Here is a 19048-nt window from a genome sequence, read left to right on the forward strand (position 1 = left end):
TGGCATCGAGTGAGCCGACACGGGGATCGGGACGGATGCAGCACCGGATCAAACAACGCACCCATTGGGCTGTCACCCACGGGATAGGCCGTGCCTATCTGAAAGTGCTTGCGCGCCGGGGAGAGCCCGTCGCGCAGCTGGGTATCGACGTCGGCCAGGCCCCGGACATCTACCGCATCATCGACAAGATCCGGGAACGCGGCCGGCTGTCGAGGGCCGGCGACGGGTGGATCACCGCCGACGCACAGATCGTCCGAACCATCTTCCGAGACAATCGGTTCGTCACTTTCAAACCCGAACACCGGTCCGCCTCACCGATCATTCAACGGCTGGCCGCGTGGAGCGATCCGCAGCTGCTCAACCCCGCCGAGCCGCCGTCCATCCTGATCACCGATCCACCCGATCACGGACGGCTGCGCCGTCTGGTCGCCGCTCCGTTCACTCCCCGCGCGATCGAAGGCCTTCGTGACCGGATCCAAGAGGTGACGAACGGCCATCTGGATGTGTTGCAGCAACGCCAAAGTCCGGATCTGATAGCCGATTTCACCGCGAAGATCCCGATCGCCGTGATCGGCGAGATGATCGCCGTGCCTCCGCCGGACTACTCGCGGCTCTACACGGCGATGAACCGCGCCATCCAGCTGATCGCCACCACCGCGCCATCCTGGAGCGAGTACCAAGACGGCACAGCAGCTTTACGTGAGATCGACGAATACCTCGAGAAGCATGTCGCCCGGCTGCGCCGTGAGGGCACCGAAAGCGAATTGGCCACAGCGCTTCTGGACAGTGACCTAAGCCACTTCGAACTCAAGATGTTCTTCGCGGTATTCCTGGGTGCGGGATTCGTCACCACCACACATCTGATGGGCAAGGCGATTGTCACGCTGCTCCGGCATCCCGAGCAACTCGCGCTGCTGCAGGCCGATCCGAGCCTGTGGCCCAACGCCGTCGAGGAACTCATGCGCTACGACACCTCTAATCAGTGGTCGGCCCGCGTCGCCACTGAAACGGTCGAGATCGAGGGCCACACCATCGAGGCAGGGCAGTCGGCACTACTGCTTCTCGGCGGAGCCAATCGTGACCCGGCGGCATTCGAGAACCCGGACGTCTTCGACATCACCCGGCCCAATGCGCGTGAAAACATCACATTGGGCACGGGAATTCATGTGTGCCTGGGTCAGGTGCTGGCGCGCGCCGAACTGCACACGGCACTACAGACCCTCTTCGAACGCTTCCCCCGGCTCTCACTGGCCGGCGAGCCCGAGTACCTGAACGGAATGGGTATTCACGGGCTGCGCCTTCTCCCCGTCACACTGGGCTAACCGCAGGCGGGAACACCCTTGTACGCCAGCACCCGGCGCACCGACGCGTTGATCGCATCGGCATTCAATTCGCCTGCGTTGTATGCCGATTCCAGACGATCCAGAACCGAACCAACCTTCTCGGTGCTTACCCAGAGCGCCCAGTCGACGCCCGCCTTGATCGACTTGAGCACGGCTTCCTCGATCGGGAAACGGTCGGTGATGGCGGCCATCGAGGACAGGTCGTCGGTGAAGATGACACCGTCGTAGGCCGGCGCGCCATAGCCGGTTCCCTTGCGCAGCAGGTCAACTGCTGCCCCACTGAGGCTGGCCGGGTCGTCGCCGGTGAGCCCAGGCACCTGCATATGGCCGATCATCACCGCAGCACCGCTGGTAACCAGCGAGCGGTACGGCACCAAATCGTTGTCCTTCAGCTGCTCCAGTGGCGGGGTCACCACCCCATTGGTGTGTGAATCGCCCGAGGCGTGACCATGTCCGGGGAAATGCTTGACCACGGCACGCACCCCGCCGGCCTGGTATCCGCGCACGGAGGCCTCGGCGTATTCGGCGACCTTCTGGGGGTCGCCGCTAAACGAACGGTCACCGATGGCACCGTCGGGATCACCGTCGGTCACATCGGCGTCCGGAGCGAAGTCGATGGTGATCCCGAGGTCCTTCATCTTCTGGGCACGCTCCTGGCTCAGCGCCTGCACCTGCTCGGGTGTCTGGGTAGCGGCCAATTCACGGGCCGACGGCGCCGGGCCGATGAGATCCTTCAGGCGCGACACCCGGCCGCCCTCCTCGTCGATACTCACGGCAGCCGGAATGGGGCCGGCGGTGATGACGTCATGCAGCGAACCGTCCGTCAGCATCTCCTTCTTGGTCCAGCTGCCGACGAAGATGCCGCCGACGTGATGGTCGCGCACCAGCGCACGGGCGTCGTCGGCGTCTTTGATGCCGACCATGAGTAGCTGCGCCAACCGGTCGCGAGTACTCAGACAGGCCAGGTCAGCGGCGGGCGCAGCGGTTGCTGGCGCCTGCGCCTTCGTCGACGACGTGTTCTCCTTCGAGGGCTCCGAGGCATTGCCACCGCAAGCGGTAAGCGCCGCGACGACGAGACCGGTCAGTACTGTGCCTGCGCGCATTCTCATGGGGCCATGGTGTCATGCGCCGGGTTCGAGGCGGGCCAGCCGGTCACCGAGGTACCTGCGGAAAACTTCATTCTCGGTCAGTTCCAAGGCTTTTCGATAGGCGTCGGCCGCCTCGGAGTCCCGGTGCAGCCTCGTGAGCAGATCGGCCCGCGCCGCGTGCAATGGGTAGTAACGGTCGAGATCGGCTCGCAGTGGCTCCATGGCGTCCAGTCCTGCTTGTGCACCGTCGCGTTCCGCGACGGCCACCGCACGGTTGAGGGCAACCACGGTCGTGGGAGTGAATCGCATCAGCTGGTCGTACAGGGTGACGATCTGGCGCCAATCGGTGCCTGCTGCCGACGGGGCGTCGTCGTGAACCGCGTTGATGGCGGCCTGGATCTGATACGGCCCCGGGACGTTGCGCCGCAAGCAGCGGCGCACCAGTTGATGCCCCTCGGTGATCATCTGCCGGTTCCATCGGGTGCGGTCCTGATCTGCGAGTAATACCAGCGCGCCGTCGTCGCCGGTGCGGGCGGGACGGCGCGCCTCGGTCAGCAGCACCAGCGCCAACAGGCCCAGCGCCTCGGGTTCGTCGGGCATCAGATCTGCCAGCAGCCTTGAAAGCCTGATCGCCTCCGCGGAAAGATCCGTGCGGGTAAGCCTGGCACCTGAGGACGCCGCGTATCCCTCGTTGTAGATGAGATAGAGCACGGACAACACCGACGACAGCCGGTCCGGTAGATCGTGGGCCGCCGGAATCCGATACGGAATGCCCGCCGCGGCGATCTTCTTCTTGGCGCGGGTGATGCGCGCGGCCATGGTCGATTCGGACACCAGATACGCGCCGGCGATCTCCGGGGTGGTCAGACCACCGAGCAGGCGCAACGTCAGCGCGACCTGCGCCTCCTGCGACAGCGCCGGGTGGCAGCATGTGAAGATGAGCCGCAGGCGATCATCGCGCACCGGGCCCACGTCCTCCGGCTCCTGCTGCGGTTCCGCGAAAGCACCTGCTTCGCGCGACAACTCGTCGCGTCGCCGGTCTCGCCGCAACTTGTCGATACCGCGGTTTCGGGCCGTCGTGGTGATCCAGGCACCCGGGTTGGGTGGAATGCCGTCCTCCGGCCATCTGGCGATGGCCACCTCGAATGCCTCCTGCACGGCGTCCTCGGCGAGGTCGATACTGCCGAAGTAGCGGATCAACGTCGCCACGGTACGGCCGTACTCCGCGCGGAAGATGCGGCTGATCTCGTCGTGCGCCACGGGTCAATGGTGCCTCTCTGGTGTCGTGGGTTCTGTGGGACACCACGAACAGCAGAGGCAAATATCGACAGCACGCCCGTACAGTCGATCTGTGGAAGGCGGCATGTGGAGGTACGCGGTGTGTGCGAGCATTTCCGGCGCACTCACGCTCGCCGGGTGCGCGAATCATGTACCAGGAGAGCCTATTTCAGCAACCTATACCAGATATACTTGCCAGGCGCGGTCGGCGACAGGAGCGACCTACACGCAATTCCGCGCAAATGGCCAGCCGTTCTCCGTCTCGGTTCCCCAGCTGCCCGGCTGGCGATCATCACCAACCGCACTCAGAGAAAACCAGCTTGCTCTCACCAAAACGATCGGGGATGCGCGAAGCTACGTCACGATGTCGGTCCTGCGGCCGCAGACCGACCGCGACAAGGCTTTCAAGCAATTGGGTGAGCTGGCCAAGTTCGACTCATCAGTGGCAATCGTTGAAGACGAGACCGTGGATGTTTGTGGCCTAGAGGCTTCACGACTCGTCGGCATTGCCGAAGACAGAGGCCTGCGGTTCGAGTACCTCAACCTCGCCTACTCATTTGATGGGAACTACTACCCCTTGCAACTCCGAGGCCAGATGGCCATCTGCGACTTTCCCCTCTTCGGCGTCGAGATCGAAACGATGTTCCGGCATCTACAGATCGGCCCGTAGAGTCGCCGCATGCGCTACGACCTTCGGCGGGAAATTCTCGGCGCCACGATTTCTGGCACCCTCATACTCACCGCGTGTTCACAACCAGGTGCCAATGCACCGAACACCGCACAACCACCGACCTACTCCTGCCAAGCTCAGGCCGCCACGGGAGAGGCGTACACCCACGCTCAAACCCCCGCTGAGCCGTTCACTGTCTCCATCCCCAAACTGCCCGATTGGAAGCCAGCCGCGACCGCTCGCACAGATAACAAATTGTCTGTAGTTAAGACGATCGGAATCAGCAGGAGCCTCACCATGCTCATGTCTCTGGATCCAACCTCTACCAGTCAGCAGGCCACGGAGCAGCTGAAGGACCTGACCAAGATCGTCGGGCCGGTGAAAATAACCCGTGACGAGACTGTTGAGATCTGCGGCGTACGAGCCGCACGGTTAATAGGCACCGCAGGAGCACGGCAGTACGACTATCTCAACCTGGCCTATCAGGTCGGCGGTAAGTACTACCCGTTGCAGCTACGCAACCAGATGAGTACTAGCGATGTGCCCTTGTTCAGCGCCGATGTCGAGCTCATGTTTCAGGGTTTCCAGATCAGCCCGTAAACGAGGCTCCCGCTAATCCTCGTCGGGCACCTCAGGCGTCCATAACAGGAGTTCAGCGCGGGCCGCATTCGCGGCCTGTACGTTAATTGTCGCGCCGTCCGAGTCGATCCGATAGGGCACGAGCATGTCGATGGCAATCCCCTCGGCATGCTCGATTTTGATCTTGATTGCGTCTCCCGCTACAGGAACCAACGCAGTCACATCGAGTACGGCTGCGCGTGCCCGCAACTGGTCGCCGTCGCCGGGCAATTCAAGGCCACGAACCACCCCGACCTCGTCCCGCGGCGTTGTAGCTATCGCCGACCGTCGCACCGATATCTCGCCAGCTAGGCTGATGACCATCATAAACGGCGCGAAGTCGTCCGCGTGCGCAAGCTCTACCGCGACGAACTTGATAGCATCGCCAAACAGCTTGTCCACATCGTCTTGTGCTTGCGGCGATGCTATCGATCTCCATTCCATTGGACATCCTTTGAGCTGTTGACGGGTTTGGGCAGGGAGGGACCTATGGCAGACCAACGACTACGGGTCTCGACAACCGCGCTCGAGCAGGGTGCGCGCGAGCTACGCCAGCATCATCGCACGATCGAGACTGCAGTCACGGAGATCCATCGACGAGCTGAAGCACTCCGAAGTGTCTGGACCGGCGCAGCTGCGAACGACGCAGCAACCGCATGGGACGATCTCCGCAAAGCACTCACATCACACTTGGACGCGCTATCGGAACATGCCGAACTGCTGTCGAAGACCGCCACGTTGCACGCTCATCAGGAAGAGCTCACAACCCAGGCCATCGACTCAACGAATAGCTAGTGGACCCGACATGTCTGAGCGCTCCTACGACCTAGACGCGATGCAAGAACACATCGAGTTTCTGACCAAGCAGATGGAATTACTCACCGAGCAGACGAAGAACATCGAGCGCACGGCGGATGGCATCCTTTCCCAATACGAGGGACAAGGAGCGGAAAAGTTTCTCGAAGCTAGCACTCAGTGGCGGGACAAGTTCAAACAACAAATCGAATCGCTCGGGGCGCTACGCGATAGAATCAAGATTACTCACGGCAACTATCTCGATGCGAGAACAAAAAACCGTGAAATGTTTCCGGGGGTGTAACCATGACAAAAGCCGATCCCGAATGGTTCTATTCCGTGGCCGGCAAGCTTTCCGAGGCAGCTACCTCATTCGAAGCACGGTTCACCGCGCTGGACCAGAAGCTAAACGTCTCGCGATCTGCCGGTAGCTACACAACAGGTGGTCCGCGCTGGAGCACGAGCTATGACCAATCCGCATCCGACGTATTCGAAGTCGGATCTCTTGGCGTAATGGCGGCCACAGTTCTCGCAAAGTTGGTACACGAAGCAGGCCTCAATGAGGCCAAGGCAGAAAACGAGTCGAGCCCGAACGGCCCTCAAGAACGTACTCCAACCCCGCCTTCAGGCAGCAAGATCAACCACGCAATGCACCCGAGCAAGCTGTCTGTCGGTGGAGACAATTCCAAACCAGACCATTGGTCACTCATTGCCGATTACGTCAAGAAGGAATGGGCTGACTGCGATGAGGAAAGAATTCGCGCGGCAGGAACCGCATTCAGCTCCTTCGGCACCGAAAGCCAAAAGCAAGCAACTGAACTCTGGAATGCCTGCACAGCGGTTTTCACCGATGAACGACAAAGAGGATATCCAGAAATCAGTGAAATGGTCACTGAAATCGCTAATGTATGCGGAGCACTCAAAGGAGAAGTCGCCTCCGATCTTGGCGTCGCCTGCGAAGCCGTAGGAGCGAAGGCCAGTGAGATGAAGAAGCTGGGTCAAACATCCCTGACCATACTTCATTACATCATATTGTCATATGAAGTGGACAAGGTGCTGGCACGCAGACTCCCTTGGGGCGATCGGATAAGAAAAGGGATCGATCGGCTAATTGAGTTCAACAAAAAAGAATACGCTAAAGCTAATGACAAACTCATGAAGTCGATCGACCAAACGGTAGACCAAGCTGCCGAATCGAATGAAGGCATCAACAACACCGCGACCACCGATGCCAAATTTCTATCAAATCTCCTCGATAGAATTCCAAGGCAGACGGATCCCATTCGCAATCGTACGAAAGAAGAGAACGAGGCGGCGGGTGACGAAGGAGAGCGGCGTGCGGGGATTAACCCCAGAGGGCGCAAGAGGGAAGTGCGAGTCATCGTCGACACGGGCTCCGGGCCTGTGGCGCGCGAGGTGGTGCCTGACAGGATCGACGACGTAAACCGCCAGGTCACCGAGGTTAAAAACACTAACGAGATCAGACCTGATCGCGTACAGATTCTCGCGGAAGCGGAGTGGGCACGCCAAAACGGCTACACAATGACCCTGGTGGTTGACCATCGCACCGTGATCAATGATCCGAAAATTCAGGAGATGGTCAATAATGGGCAGATTCAAGTTGTGAGGAAGGAACTTGATGACGCATACTTCTAATTACATCGGTATGCCGCAAGGCGATGGCTGGATGGACAATATCCCTTCTCAGTATGTCCACGGAGAACACGGGTTCGATGAACGCATTATGCGTGATCTGGCCGAGGTTGGCGTCCGTGCCTATACGCTGGATGACCTTGCCAATGGCCCCGCGACGATTCCTGAGGCAATTCCCGTTTTTGTCGACTGGCTATCCCATCTGGAGGAACGAATACCTGGACCCGAACCAGATCACGGGCATCGCTCAATTATTCGTTCCGGACTAATTCGCAATCTCATCGATCCCGCAGCACGCGGAAATCAGGAAGTAATTGACCTTCTCATTAGCCAGGTCAAACACCAGCCACCCCTGCCATCACGGCAGATCGATTGGGCACTCGGCGGACTCAAATTGATCTGCGGGCCGAAGGAATTCTCGAAAATAGTGGCGCTCATTCCCAGCCTTCCAACAGGGGCCCTCGTCATCCCTATCATTCAATATCTAGGTAAAGTCAAGACACAGGCATCCCATCAATTAGTCGTGGGATATCTGGACGGACCAGCGCGCGAATTCGCAATAAAAGCACTTGTCCAAGCGAAGGCGCCAAATGTTCGCCATCTCGTCGAACCCCTTGTGCATGACCCGGATGCGTCGGTTCGAAAGGCAGCACGACGCGCCATGGAGAGACTCCCCCATGACTAACGAACCAGATCACCTCAAGGAAATCGCGGAACGTGTACGCGCCCAGGTAGCGGAACTCGAATCACAGATGAGCAAGGTCGACGCAATAGAAGCCGAGGCCGAATCCATGGATCGCATGGTCCGCGTGCGAGTGAACGCAAACGGAATGGTGCTCAGCATCCAACTTCATCAGGCGACAGCCCGTATGGATCGTGGTCGTCTCGGTGCATTGATCGCCGAGACCGCTCAGGCTGCCACCTACCGGGCATCCGATGCCGCCCATCAGTTTTTCGAGGGCCTCATCGCGACACGCGCCGAACTACAGCAGGCAGCTGAGGCAATCCATCCGCAGTCCCGTGAGATGTTCACTGCGCAGCCGTCGGCGCCGCAACATCGTGCACCAGGCCTTGGTCCGTCTGCGCAGCCGCCCTCTGCCTATCCCGCACAACAACGCCCCCTACTCCATCCCTCACTTGAGGACGAGGATGCTCACTATGAACGCTTCAATCAGAACCCCTTCGGAAGGTACTGACGTCGGCAGAATGAGCGGCGCGTGAATCGACAGCAAGCCACACTTGAACCATGGCCTACGACGAAGACCTGGTCGAGCGCATCCGCGAGGTGATCGCCACGACCAAGGGCGTCACCGAGAAACGGATGTTCGGCGGACTGGCATTCCTGGTGCACGGGCACATGACGGTTGCCGCCAAGCGCGAGGGAGGGCTGCTGGCCCGCTGCGACCCCCGCGACACCGAGGCCCTTGTCGCCAAACCGCACGTGAGCCGGATGGTGATGGGTGGGCGCGAGATGGATGGCTGGCTGAGTATCGACGCCGAGGGCGTGCGCACCAGGCGACAGCTGGAACCGTGGGTCAAACGCGCGCTGGCGTACGCCGGCTCACTTCCACCCAAGTAGCCCGCGCCGAGCGTGAAGCTGTTGCGAGATAACGCCCGAATCTCCGCAACAGCTTCACGCTCGGCGAAGACGGGGCAGACGTCTATCCCCCACGCAGCACCATCAGCTTCTGCATATCGGCCAGGCCCTGTTCTTGGGCCTGGCCCAGGAAGGCCGGTAGCGGCGCCTGCACTTCGGGCAACACCTCGTTGTCGATGAGCGCCTGCAACTGTGCTTGTTTGGTGCTGTCGCCGGCCTGATTCTGTGATTCTTGCTTTCCGGAAGGCGTTGAATAGTCGTAGAACTCGTGCTCGGATGGTCGTGAGGTGTCGATCCGCATGCCCCCGGGCTTCCAGTACGAGTAGTTGGCCAGCTTGGCCTCGGCGGTGCGCACCGCGACGATGTGACTCGCCGCCGAAGTGGGGATCTCGGTGGGTGCGTTCTCCCCCATGACCGCACGGATCCGGGGATCCTTGAGCAGGGTCGCCATCTCCTCCACCGACATGTCATCGGTGACATGGGCGATCCATTTACGCCCTGCCGCATTGTTTTTCGCGATAGCGGCAATATCGGCACGCGCCGCCAGATAGGAGAAGCGCGGATCTGAGCGCCACGCGTTGCCACCGGACCCGATGGTCAGCAGCAGCGGCGCGAGGTCAACGCTGGAGGTGAGCTGAGTACGCGTCTCACCGGGCTTCGGGGTCAGCACACCCTGCGGATCACGAATGTACAGCGGCACCCGAATGGCCTCCTCGTAGGCCGTCGCTCCCTTGCCGCGCAACCCATGTGAACCCGCATATTCCCCGTGATCGGACGTGAACACCACGATCGTGTTGCCGTCGATCTCCGGACGTGATGCCAGCTTGTCCAACACCCGGCCGATCTGGGCATCCACCTGTTGCTGCAACCACAAATACATGTCCAGGCAGCGAGCCCACTGGCGAGCCATGTCGGGACCCGAGTAGGTGACCGCGCCCGTCATGATCGGCGACATGAAATTGGCATAGTCGATCTGCAGCCGCGGCTTACCATGCTGCCGCAGTTCATCGGGAGTTTGGAAGTTGACGGGCAGCCCGTCAAACCAATGCGGAACATCCTCCGGGAGAGGGTTTTTCGGCCACCAGCAGATGTCGTGCGGATTCACCAGGGAGACGGTGGTGCACCACGGCCCCTTACCGGCCTCCGCATCGAACCATCCCGCGAATTGGTCGACGATGCCCGGGTCCTTCTGCAGTCCCTGATTCGGCATGCCATTCGGGGAGGGGAAGGTTCCGCCCGAGAAGCCGTGAGCATCAAGACCCTCAGGATTGGTGTCGCTCCAGTCGCCCAGATGCCACTTGCCCCACCACCACGTACGGTATCCCTGCTGTCGCAGCATCGTGCCCCAGGTGGGGAACTGCGGGGCCAGGCTCGATTCACTGGGTCCCTCCCCGGTATAGAGACATCCGGTCTGGTGCGAATACAGGCCAGTGGTCATAGCGCCTCGAGACGGCGTGCACATATTCGAGGCCGTGTAATGCGATGCGAAACTGACACTGTCCCTGTGCAAGCGGCTCAGATTCGGCAAGATATTGGTCAGTTTCTGAACATCCGGGAACCACTGCGGGGCCCGCATCTGATCCACCACGATCACCAAGATGTTCGGCTTGTTCCCGTCCGACCCGGAAGAACTGTTGCGCCTCGGCGTACCGAGGAGTTCATATCCCCCGAAACCGACGGCAGCGGCACCAGCCGCAATCGCCCCGGTGGTAAGTACGGTCCTGCGGTTGAGCTCGGCCATGGATTCAACGTAACCGCAATTCCTGGCAATGAGCTCAGAAGAGCTCCGCGGGTTTTGGATACGAGCCGCTACGGCCGCGCCGGTGCCGGGCGAGCGGTAGGCGCGACAGGCGCCGGCGATGCCCCCGGCGATGGGGCAAGCGGTGCCTGTCCTGGTGTCGGCATCGGAGGTGGAGCGCCCACCGGCGGTCCCGGCGGTACGACGGGTGCTGGTGCCGGGCCTTCGGATGCCGGGGGTTGTGTGCCCATGATCTCGACCTCACTGACCGATACCAGGCCATTGAAAGCGTCCTGGCGCTGTCCGCTCTTGTTCACGATCGACACGCCGGGTTCGGTGGCCTCGATGACCATGGTCACCGAATCGGTCACCACGTTGACCTTGATACTGGCCAACGCACGGCTGACCGGTACCTGCTGCTTGACCGAGCTACCGTCGCTGAATTCCCAACGCACGCGAGTGATCTTGCGGTTCTGCGCAAAACGGTCCGATCCGTCGATATCGGTCTTCGCATACCCGGGGATCAACCCGACCGAGGTGACCAGTGTCGGGTGATCGAACTTGGCCGTGATCGACTGACCGTCCTGCTCCTTCCACTGACAGCGCCACGCGGTGAGCGGATCGTTGTCGAATGCCTTGGCAGGGTCGTAGACGTACTTCACGCCATTGCTATCGGTGCCGTCCTCGGCCTGCACGCAGTTGGTCGACACGTCGACCGGCTTGATCGGGCTCGACGGCACGGGAGGCGGCGCGGTGGTGGTGGTCGCAGCGCTGCTGCTCGTCGTCTTCGGGTCGTTCGGCGGAAGCATCCCGTGTGTCTGCGTGGTGGTGCCGTCACCGTGCACCGCCATGTACCCGACATATCCGAGACCGACGATGACGAGCACGCCTGCCAGCATCGCGAAGGCCATGATGATCCCGCGATGCGATCGAGCATTGGGATCGCGCCACGGATCGGAGAACTGCACCTGTGCGGCCAGGCTGGGCGGGCAGGCCGGCAGCTGCGCCAGGGCCTGACGCAGATCGGGCCGGGTATGCCACAGCCGTAGTAACTGATCCTGCGGTAGCGCCGGATTGTGCGCCGCGGCGAGCTCCGCGTCGTAGTCCGGCGCCGGTCCGTAGTTGTATGGACCGGTCATGGGCGGCCATTATTCCGCACGGGTAGGCGCAAGCAGCCCCGGGTGGCCACTCGCCATGCCGGTCTGTTCACGGTTAAACATATTCCTCGGTCGTGCATTCTGGCCGTGCGCCCACCCCCTGACCTCACCTATGAGGTCCCAGCTGATCGTCGCAGCATTGAGACGACTTGTCCGCCGGAGAATCGTTGCTGGAGCAGAACGTGCTAGTTTGGCCGCTGTATCTGCATGACCTAGAGGAGCTCCGATGACCAGATTTGTGGTGCCGGCCGCCGCGAGCGTGCTGATCGGGCTGCTGCTGGGCGCCGCTGCGGTGTTCGGTCTGACGCTGTCGGTCGAGCAGGACAAGAAGCCCGTGGTCACCGGTATCGACCCGTCGACGGCGATTCTGAACCGGCCCGATTACGGCAACCGGAGCTGACATCTCGCGGCTCCCGACCGCGCCGCGCCGCATTTCCTGAGCCGTGACATACCGCCTTGACTCTTCTGCCCTCAGCCGGCGGTGGCTTGCGGTTGCCGCTGCCGTCTCACTGCTGCTGACATTCTCCCAATCACCCGGGCAGATATCCCCCGATACCAAGCTGGACTTGGCGATCAACCCGCTGCGGTTCGCGGCGCGCGCCCTGAATCTCTGGAGCAGTGATCTGCCCTTCGGACAGGCCCAGAATCAGGCGTACGGGTACCTGTTCCCCCACGGCGCCTTCTTCTCACTGGGCCACCTGCTGGGAGTTCCGGCCTGGGTGACACAGCGGCTGTGGTGGGCGCTGCTCATCGTTGCCGGGTTCTGGGGCCTCATCCGTGTCGCAGAGGCACTGGGTATCGGTACCCGCGGCTCGCGGATCATCGCGGCCGTCGCCTTTGCACTGTCTCCCCGGGTACTGACCACCCTGGGCGCGATCTCCTCGGAAACCTTGCCCATGATGCTGGCGCCATGGGTGCTGCTGCCGCTCATCCTGACCTTCCAGGGCCGCATGTCACCGCGGCGGGCTGCCGCGTTATCGGCCGTGGCGGTCGCCTTGATGGGTGCCGTCAACGCCGTGGCCACCGCATTGGCCTGTGGGGTGGCCGTCATCTGGTGGTTGGCACACCGGCCAAACCGGACATGGTGGCGATTCACCGCATGGTGGATTCCCTGCCTGGCGCTGGCCAGCACGTGGTGGATCGTGGCCTTACTCATCTTCGGCAAGATCAGCCCCAAGTTCCTCGACTTCATCGAATCCTCCGGCGTTACCACGCAATGGACGTCGCTGACCGAGGTGCTGCGTGGAACCGACAGTTGGACGCCGTTCGTGGCCCCGACCGCCACCGCAGGGTCCTCGCTGGTCACCCAGTCGGCGATGGTCATCGCCACCACGATGCTCGCCGCGGCCGGCATGGCCGGGCTGGCGATGCGGGGCATGCCCGCCCGCGGGCGGCTGGTCGCCGTGCTTCTGATCGGCTTGGTGCTGCTGACCGCCGGGTATACCGGTGCGCTCGGATCACCTATTGCCCAACAGATTCAATTCTTCCTGGACGACGGCGGCACCCCACTGCGCAATGTGCACAAGCTGGAGCCGCTGATCCGGCTGCCGTTGATCCTCGGCCTGGCGCATGCGTTGTCGCGGATACCGCTACCTGCCAGTGTGCCCGTGCGGCAATGGCTCTCGGCGCTGGCACGGCCGGAACGCAATCGCGCCGTCGCCTTTGCGATCGTGCTCCTGGTAGCGCTCGCCGCCAGCACGTCACTGGCCTGGACCGGCCGCCTGGTACCCCGCGGCGGCTTCGACGCCATCCCCGGATACTGGAACGATACGGCGCACTGGCTGGCCGATCATGACACCGGTGGACGCGCACTCGTGGTGCCGGGCGCCCCGTTCGCCATCCAGACCTGGGGGCTTACCCGCGACGAGCCGCTGCAGGCATTGGGGCAAACCCCATGGGGAGTCCGCGATTCCATCCCGTTGACGCCCCCGGAAACCATCCGGGCCATCGATTCGGTACAGCAATTGTTCGCCGCGGGCCGGCCGTCGGACGGACTGGCGGACACTCTCAGGGAGCAAGGCATCTCCTATCTGGTGGTGCGCAATGATCTCGATCCCGACACCTCTCGGTCCGCCCGGCCGATCTTGGTACACCACACCATCGAAGGGTCCCCGGGGCTGACCAAAGTGGCACAGTTCGGCGACCCGGTCGGGGCCGGGGCTGTGGAAGGCTTTGTCGCGGACAGCGATCTGCGGCCCCAGTACCCGGCGGTCGAGATCTACGCGGTTGGCGCGAACGACCATGACGGCGAGCCGTACTTCACCGATATCGACACCATGCCCCGCGTGGCGGGCGGGCCCGAGGCGCTCCTGCGGCTGAATGAGCGCCGCCGCCAACTGAACGAGCCTCCGCTGGGCCCGTCCCTGTTGGCTACCGACGCTGCGCAGGCCGGCCTGCGGCCTGGACCTGCCGTGGTCACCGATACCCCGTTGGCGCGAGAGACCGACTACGGCCGGGTCGACGACCATTCCTCCGCCATTCGCGCGCCCGGAGACAAACGCCGCACCTTCAATCGTGTCCCCGACTATCCGGCCACCGGCGTTCCACTCGTCAACGGAAGTTGGACGGGCGGAACCATCACCGCCTCCAGCTCCGCGTCGGATTCCACCGCACTGCCCAATGTGGCACCGGGTACCAGCACGGCGGCCGCTATTGATCGCGACAACGCGACCAGCTGGGTCAGTAGCTCCTTGGAAGCCGCACTTGGACAATGGATTCGCATCGATTTGGACCGGCCGATAACCAACGCGATCCTCACCGTCACGCCCAGCGCCACCGCCCTGGGGGCACAGGTGCGCCGGCTCGAGGTCGAGACCGACAACGGCACGACCTCGGTGCGATTCGATGAACCGGGCCAGCCGCTCAACATCGCGTTGCGTCCCGGCGAGACCACCTGGGTGAAGGTCACCGCCACCGGGACCGATGACGGTACCTCCGGCGTGCAGTTCGGAGTGACTGAACTGTCCCTTACGCAATACGATGCCGCCGGGTTCGCCCACACCGTCGACCTGCGCCACAGCGCGACCGTCCCCCCGCCGCCGGCAGGTGACAATCCCCTCGGCTGGGATCTGGGCTCACCCCTGCAGGGCCGATCGGGGTGCGCCCCTTCCCCGCAACGGTTGCGGTGCGCCGCCACACTTTCCCTGGCGCCCGAGGAACCCGGCACCTTCATCCGCACATTGACGGTGCCCCAGCCTGTTTCATTGACTCCTCGGTTATGGGTGCGGGCACGTCCGGGGCCGCAGCTGCGCGACCTGATCCAGCAACCCGGGACCACTGTCGCCACCGGCGACTCCGATGTGATCGATCCTCAGGGCTCGTCGTACGCGGCCACTGACGGCGATCCGGGCACCGTCTGGACGGCACCACAGGATTCGGTACAACGCCTGCATCTGCCCTCCCTCGTCATCAAACTGCCCAAACCCACTGCCATCGGCGCAATTCGGTTGCGCCCCAGCCGGACCGAGGTACCCGCGCATCCCAAGCAGGTGGCCATCAATCTCGGAGACGGTCCGCAGCTGCGGTCCATCGACCCCAAGGCCGACGTCACCGAGCTGGCCCTGCATCCGTCCATCACCGACACCATCACCGTCACGGTGACCGACTGGACCGACATCATCGACCGCACCGCTTTGGGATTCGATCAGCTCAAGCCACCCGGTATCGCCGAGGTGATCGCGTTGGACGCGGATCACCGGCCGATCGCCCCCGCCGACAACGCGGCGAACAGCAAGCGCAAGATCACCATCGGGTGCAATCGCGGGCCGATTCTCGCGTTGGCCGGGCGCTTCGTACCCATGTCCATCACCGCGACTGTGCGTGAGCTCTTGGACGGCACCGTGATTCAGGCCACCCCTTGCGACACCAGCCCCATCGCCACCGGGGCCGGCATTCAGGATGTGACGGTCAATCCGAGTCAGCAGTTCATCGTCGACGGGGTGCAACTGACCGCTGCGGCCACCGAGCCCGCCTCCGCGACGATGACGGTTGCCCCGAAGGGCGCCTGGGGACCAGACCGGCGCGAAGTCACCGCCGAGCCGTCCGCACACGAGCGGGTACTGGCGGTGCCCGAAAGCATCAACCCCGGCTGGGCGGCGCGCGATGCGCAGGGGCACCTGCTTACCCCGGTGCGCGTCAACGGATGGCAACAGGGCTGGGTGCTTCCGGCCGGTGACGGGGGCAAGATCACGCTGACCTTCGGCCTCAACACCTGGTACCGGGCGGGGTTGTTCGGCGGGTTGGCGCTGCTGCCCATCCTGGCGTGCTTGGCCCTGCTACCGGCGCGAGGCCGAACAACGCTGCCCCCCGTGGCCCCCTGGTGCGCGGGCCCGGCCGCCGGTGTCGCGGTATTGGCTGCGCTCACCGCGATCAGCGGTATCTCGGGGATGGCCGTCGGCCTGGCAGCGCTGGCGTTCAAGGTCTGGACTCGATGGCCACTACGCGCGGTCACCGCCGCCGGGGTGTACCTCGCGGGTGGCTCGCTGCTGCTGGCCGGTGCAGCTCTCTCACGGCACCCGTGGCGCTCGGTGGGCGGCTACACCGGCCACTCGTGGTGGATTCAGCTGCTGGCGCTGATCTCGGTGGCCTCCGTGGCATTGGCGGCGGTACGCCTGCCATCACGTCGCTGCTGGAAGCGGCGCAGCGCCTCCCGTGAAGGGGATTCGACCAGCGCGTAACTCACCGCCGCCATGGCGAAACCGAAGATCAGGGTGAGAATCAGCACCGACGGGAAATGCCCGCTGAACGGAAACCGGCCGATGACCGTGAACACCATATTCAGTGCGGCCAGGTGCCAGATGAACAGGCCATAGGACCACCGGCCAAGCGTCACCATCAACGGACTACCCAGGATCCGGTGCGGCGTGTCGGACGCATCAAGGGTCAGCGGCATCAACAGGGCCCAGGCCAGCGTCGCGCCCATCGCGATCTTGACGGCGTACTGGTGCGGCGGCGCCTGAATCAGGCCCTCCGGGCCAGCCAGAGGCGACGCCGCGACCCCGAAGGCGCTGAGAGCCACCCCGGCCAGCAGCACCCGCCGACGGGCCAGACGCAGCGCCCAGGAGGGCGGAGCCGCGCTCCATTCGGCCAGCAGCATCCCTGCGACGAACCAGGAGAAGAAGGCGGGCGGCCACGTCAACGGATTGATGCCGGCGGGCGGGTGAAAGGGAATGAACGACCAGCCGAGGCTCGCCGCTCCCGCCGCCGTCAGGAGCGGAGCCCGCCACCCGACCGGCGCCCTTCGCATGAGCAGCGCGATGGCGGGCAACGCGATGTAGAACGCGACCTCTACCGCCAGGCTCCACATCTGTGTCAAACCTGCGGTGAGGGTTAGCGGGATATACAGCTGTGTGAGCGTCAGGTTGGCCAGCCAGACGATGCCGCGGGCTCCGGCCGCATCCGGTAGCAGCAACAGCACGATGAAGACCGCGGCCAGGTAGGCCGGGACGATGCGCACAAACCGCGACGCGAAGTAGCGCCCGGTCGGGGCAGGCCGGGCCCCCCCACCTGCGGCCAGTGCGTGGGGTCGCCACAGCAGAAACCCCGATAGCGCGAAGAAGACGGCCACTGCCAGGTCGAAGCGGCCCAGGATGCGGCCGTCCACGCCACCGGTGTGGCCCGTCTGGAAGGCGGTATGCGTAACGACAACGCCCATCGCAGCGCAGGCGCGCATGCCCTCCAGCGCGGGTACAAAGCCCCGCGCATGGACGGCCGGAGCCGATGCTGGCGCTGCGCTCACCCAGCCGAGGGTACGGTTCTAAGCCGATCCGACGACATTCGACCGGACCAGGACCTGCGAATCCGTACGATCGCGAATGACCACCTAACGGCCGCGACTGTTAGGGTCAGACAGATTTGCCCTGGGCATGGTGTGTCATCCGGCTACCGCCGGAACCGGGGCTACCGCACGTTAAGGAGGGTTCGTCCACAGTGAACCGCGGGGTCATGATGCGTATCGCAGCGTGCGGGCTGCTGGGGCTCGGTTCGGCGCTCATCATCGCTGCACTGTTGCTCAGCACGTACACCAGCAACCGGCTTGCAAAGATTCCGCTCGACTGGGACGCCACGTTGGTCAGCGAGGGCAAGGGCCGCGCGCTAGACCCAGCTTCGCTATCCGGCCAGAAGTTCATTGCCGACCCGGACAGGCCGCTGGCGCTGCAGGAACAGATCAGCACGGTCAGTCCTGCCGATGCCACCAAGGTCGGCCTGCAGGCGGGCATCACTCTGCGCCGGACCGACAAGCAGGGTGACGCGGGCTTGGTCCTTGCCACGGTCGACACCGTCACCGTGGACCGGCATTCGGCCGAGGCGATCTCCAGCGACGACAACCCGGGCGGCAGCGTGCAAAAGCCGCGTGCCATCGAGGACGAGACGCCGCCGACGACGATCGCACTCAAGCACGAGGGGTTGAGCTACCGGTTCCCCTTCGACACCGAGAAGAAGACGTACCAGTACTTCGACGTTGTCGCCCAGCGCGCCTTCGACGCCAACTACACCGGCGAAGAGGACGTCAACGGGCTCACCGCCTACCACTTCACCCAGAACGTCGGCTACGACGCGAACGGAAAGCTGGTGGAGCCCGTCGCCTACCCCTCGTTGTATGACAAGGATGAGGACTCCAAGGTGACAGCCCGTGCCCAGCAGTGGGGCGTGGAGGCCGAACACGAGGACGATGAGATCACCATGACGCGCTACTACGCGGCACAGCGCGAGTTTTGGGTCGACCCGGTCAGCGGCATCATCGTCAAGAGCAAAGAGCATGCACTGCACTACTACTCGCGTGACGCGCTCAAGCCCGAGGTCCCCATGGTGGACTACACCGTGCAGTCCAACGACGAGACCGTCGAGAAGCAGGTGAAGGCCGCGCGCGACACCCGCGACAGTCTCGCCATCTGGTCCAACATCCTGCCGATCACCTTCGCCGCCCTGGGCGTCGTCGCACTGGTCGGTGGCGGACTGCTGGGGTCGTTTAGCCTGCGGGCCGAATCGGCGCTGATCGATCCTGGGCTGGACACCGTGGATCACGGGTTCTTTGGTCGTCGCGGGCCGGAGAAACCGCCCGCCAGCGAGGCCGACACCGACAAATTCCCGTCGCCCCGAAACCACCTCTAGC

General features: G+C 63.3%; 18 protein-coding genes. 12 read left to right on the forward strand and 6 right to left on the reverse strand.

All coding sequences use genetic code 11. The annotated features are described in order from the left end of the window. Positions 1 to 35 precede the first annotated feature (35 nt). A complete protein-coding gene (locus MAB_RS22570; RefSeq protein ID WP_005112409.1) occupies positions 36 to 1322 on the forward strand; it encodes a cytochrome P450 in 1287 nt (428 codons plus the stop codon). Here MAB_RS22570 and MAB_RS22575 read toward each other — a convergent pair. Then, positions 1319 to 2446, reverse strand: coding sequence for a glycoside hydrolase family 3 N-terminal domain-containing protein (locus tag MAB_RS22575; protein ID WP_012296760.1), 1128 nt, complete (start codon positions 2444 to 2446; stop codon positions 1319 to 1321). The two genes, MAB_RS22570 and MAB_RS22575, sit on opposite strands and share 4 nt — an antisense overlap. An 18-nt stretch (positions 2447 to 2464) precedes the next feature. Beyond that, the gene (locus tag MAB_RS22580) at positions 2465 to 3691 is read right to left on the reverse strand and encodes an RNA polymerase sigma factor (RefSeq protein ID WP_005112410.1); all 1227 of its coding nucleotides are present in this window, start codon (positions 3689 to 3691) and stop codon (positions 2465 to 2467) included. 382 nt (positions 3692 to 4073) lie between these two features. Here MAB_RS22580 and MAB_RS22585 point away from each other — a divergent pair, with 382 nt between their 5' ends. After that, entirely contained in the window at positions 4074 to 4379 is a 306-nt protein-coding gene (locus tag MAB_RS22585; RefSeq protein ID WP_005089466.1) for a hypothetical protein, read from the forward strand. A gap of 297 nt (positions 4380 to 4676) precedes the next feature. After that, complete coding sequence (locus MAB_RS22590) at positions 4677 to 4979, forward strand: hypothetical protein (RefSeq protein WP_005112414.1); 303 nt, start codon at positions 4677 to 4679, stop codon at positions 4977 to 4979. A gap of 12 nt (positions 4980 to 4991) precedes the next feature. Here the strand turns inward: MAB_RS22590 and MAB_RS22595 are convergent, their stop codons facing one another. Further along, complete coding sequence (locus MAB_RS22595) at positions 4992 to 5441, reverse strand: hypothetical protein (protein WP_005089470.1); 450 nt, start codon at positions 5439 to 5441, stop codon at positions 4992 to 4994. A gap of 45 nt (positions 5442 to 5486) precedes the next feature. On the opposite strand from MAB_RS22595, the gene MAB_RS22600 reads away from it, so the two are divergent. From MAB_RS22600 to MAB_RS22625, 6 genes are read left to right on the forward strand one after another with little or no spacing between them, the layout of a single operon-like run. Then, a complete protein-coding gene (locus tag MAB_RS22600; protein WP_005089472.1) occupies positions 5487 to 5792 on the forward strand; it encodes a WXG100 family type VII secretion target in 306 nt (101 codons plus the stop codon). 10 nt (positions 5793 to 5802) lie between these two features. Further along, positions 5803 to 6096: a WXG100 family type VII secretion target gene (locus tag MAB_RS22605; RefSeq protein WP_005089474.1), complete on the forward strand. Its 294-nt coding sequence runs from the start codon at positions 5803 to 5805 to the stop codon at positions 6094 to 6096. A 2-nt stretch (positions 6097 to 6098) separates the two neighbouring features. Further along, positions 6099 to 7448 carry a putative toxin gene (locus tag MAB_RS22610; RefSeq protein WP_005063966.1) on the forward strand — a complete coding sequence of 450 codons (1350 nt, stop codon included), beginning with the start codon at positions 6099 to 6101 and terminating at the stop codon, positions 7446 to 7448. 31 nt (positions 7449 to 7479) lie between these two features. Continuing rightward, positions 7480 to 8130 carry a HEAT repeat domain-containing protein gene (locus tag MAB_RS22615; RefSeq protein WP_005112417.1) on the forward strand — a complete coding sequence of 217 codons (651 nt, stop codon included), beginning with the start codon at positions 7480 to 7482 and terminating at the stop codon, positions 8128 to 8130. Next, positions 8123 to 8641, forward strand: coding sequence for a YbaB/EbfC family nucleoid-associated protein (locus tag MAB_RS22620; protein WP_005089479.1), 519 nt, complete (start codon positions 8123 to 8125; stop codon positions 8639 to 8641). Before MAB_RS22615 ends, MAB_RS22620 begins: the two co-directional genes overlap by 8 nt. Positions 8642 to 8691: 50 nt before the next feature. Then, positions 8692 to 9024 carry a TfoX/Sxy family protein gene (locus MAB_RS22625; protein ID WP_005112420.1) on the forward strand — a complete coding sequence of 111 codons (333 nt, stop codon included), beginning with the start codon at positions 8692 to 8694 and terminating at the stop codon, positions 9022 to 9024. An 82-nt stretch (positions 9025 to 9106) separates the two neighbouring features. On the opposite strand, the gene MAB_RS22630 is transcribed toward MAB_RS22625, so the two are convergent. Beyond that, positions 9107 to 10783 carry a sulfatase-like hydrolase/transferase gene (locus tag MAB_RS22630; RefSeq protein ID WP_005089485.1) on the reverse strand — a complete coding sequence of 559 codons (1677 nt, stop codon included), beginning with the start codon at positions 10781 to 10783 and terminating at the stop codon, positions 9107 to 9109. A 68-nt stretch (positions 10784 to 10851) separates the two neighbouring features. Beyond that, positions 10852 to 11919 carry an NADase-type glycan-binding domain-containing protein gene (locus MAB_RS22635; protein WP_005089487.1) on the reverse strand — a complete coding sequence of 356 codons (1068 nt, stop codon included), beginning with the start codon at positions 11917 to 11919 and terminating at the stop codon, positions 10852 to 10854. A gap of 244 nt (positions 11920 to 12163) precedes the next feature. Here MAB_RS22635 and MAB_RS22640 point away from each other — a divergent pair, with 244 nt between their 5' ends. After that, complete coding sequence (locus MAB_RS22640) at positions 12164 to 12337, forward strand: DUF2613 domain-containing protein (protein WP_005063958.1); 174 nt, start codon at positions 12164 to 12166, stop codon at positions 12335 to 12337. A 43-nt stretch (positions 12338 to 12380) separates the two neighbouring features. Next, complete coding sequence (locus MAB_RS22645; RefSeq protein WP_005112422.1) at positions 12381 to 16613, forward strand: alpha-(1->3)-arabinofuranosyltransferase domain-containing protein; 4233 nt, start codon at positions 12381 to 12383, stop codon at positions 16611 to 16613. On the opposite strand, the gene MAB_RS22650 is transcribed toward MAB_RS22645, so the two are convergent. Further along, entirely contained in the window at positions 16496 to 17674 is a 1179-nt protein-coding gene (locus MAB_RS22650; RefSeq protein ID WP_012296763.1) for an acyltransferase family protein, read from the reverse strand. The two genes, MAB_RS22645 and MAB_RS22650, sit on opposite strands and share 118 nt — an antisense overlap. Before the next feature lie 191 nt (positions 17675 to 17865). Between MAB_RS22650 and pgfA the strand changes: the two genes are divergently transcribed. Continuing rightward, a complete protein-coding gene (gene pgfA / locus MAB_RS22655; protein WP_005079871.1) occupies positions 17866 to 19047 on the forward strand; it encodes a cell envelope lipid trafficking protein PgfA in 1182 nt (393 codons plus the stop codon). Position 19048 lies beyond the last annotated feature (1 nt).

It is taken from the genome of Mycobacteroides abscessus ATCC 19977 (assembly GCF_000069185.1).
In the GTDB taxonomy this organism is placed as follows: domain Bacteria; phylum Actinomycetota; class Actinomycetes; order Mycobacteriales; family Mycobacteriaceae; genus Mycobacterium; species Mycobacterium abscessus.

What these genes read in the sequence shown, in the direction of transcription:
- MAB_RS22620 (WP_005089479.1), top strand. Translation starts at nt 8,123, where the DNA reads ATGACTAACGAACCAGATCACCTCAAGGAAATCGCGGAACGTGTACGC.
- MAB_RS22635 (WP_005089487.1), bottom strand. Translation starts at nt 11,919, where the DNA reads ATGACCGGTCCATACAACTACGGACCGGCGCCGGACTACGACGCGGAG.
- MAB_RS22590 (WP_005112414.1), top strand. Translation starts at nt 4,677, where the DNA reads ATGCTCATGTCTCTGGATCCAACCTCTACCAGTCAGCAGGCCACGGAG.
- MAB_RS22605 (WP_005089474.1), top strand. Translation starts at nt 5,803, where the DNA reads ATGTCTGAGCGCTCCTACGACCTAGACGCGATGCAAGAACACATCGAG.
- MAB_RS22640 (WP_005063958.1), top strand. Translation starts at nt 12,164, where the DNA reads ATGACCAGATTTGTGGTGCCGGCCGCCGCGAGCGTGCTGATCGGGCTG.
- MAB_RS22630 (WP_005089485.1), bottom strand. Translation starts at nt 10,783, where the DNA reads ATGGCCGAGCTCAACCGCAGGACCGTACTTACCACCGGGGCGATTGCG.
- MAB_RS22595 (WP_005089470.1), bottom strand. Translation starts at nt 5,441, where the DNA reads ATGGAATGGAGATCGATAGCATCGCCGCAAGCACAAGACGATGTGGAC.
- MAB_RS22625 (WP_005112420.1), top strand. Translation starts at nt 8,692, where the DNA reads ATGGCCTACGACGAAGACCTGGTCGAGCGCATCCGCGAGGTGATCGCC.
- MAB_RS22615 (WP_005112417.1), top strand. Translation starts at nt 7,480, where the DNA reads ATGGACAATATCCCTTCTCAGTATGTCCACGGAGAACACGGGTTCGAT.
- MAB_RS22575 (WP_012296760.1), bottom strand. Translation starts at nt 2,446, where the DNA reads ATGCGCGCAGGCACAGTACTGACCGGTCTCGTCGTCGCGGCGCTTACC.
- MAB_RS22585 (WP_005089466.1), top strand. Translation starts at nt 4,074, where the DNA reads ATGTCGGTCCTGCGGCCGCAGACCGACCGCGACAAGGCTTTCAAGCAA.
- MAB_RS22570 (WP_005112409.1), top strand. Translation starts at nt 36, where the DNA reads ATGCAGCACCGGATCAAACAACGCACCCATTGGGCTGTCACCCACGGG.
- MAB_RS22610 (WP_005063966.1), top strand. Translation starts at nt 6,099, where the DNA reads ATGACAAAAGCCGATCCCGAATGGTTCTATTCCGTGGCCGGCAAGCTT.
- MAB_RS22600 (WP_005089472.1), top strand. Translation starts at nt 5,487, where the DNA reads ATGGCAGACCAACGACTACGGGTCTCGACAACCGCGCTCGAGCAGGGT.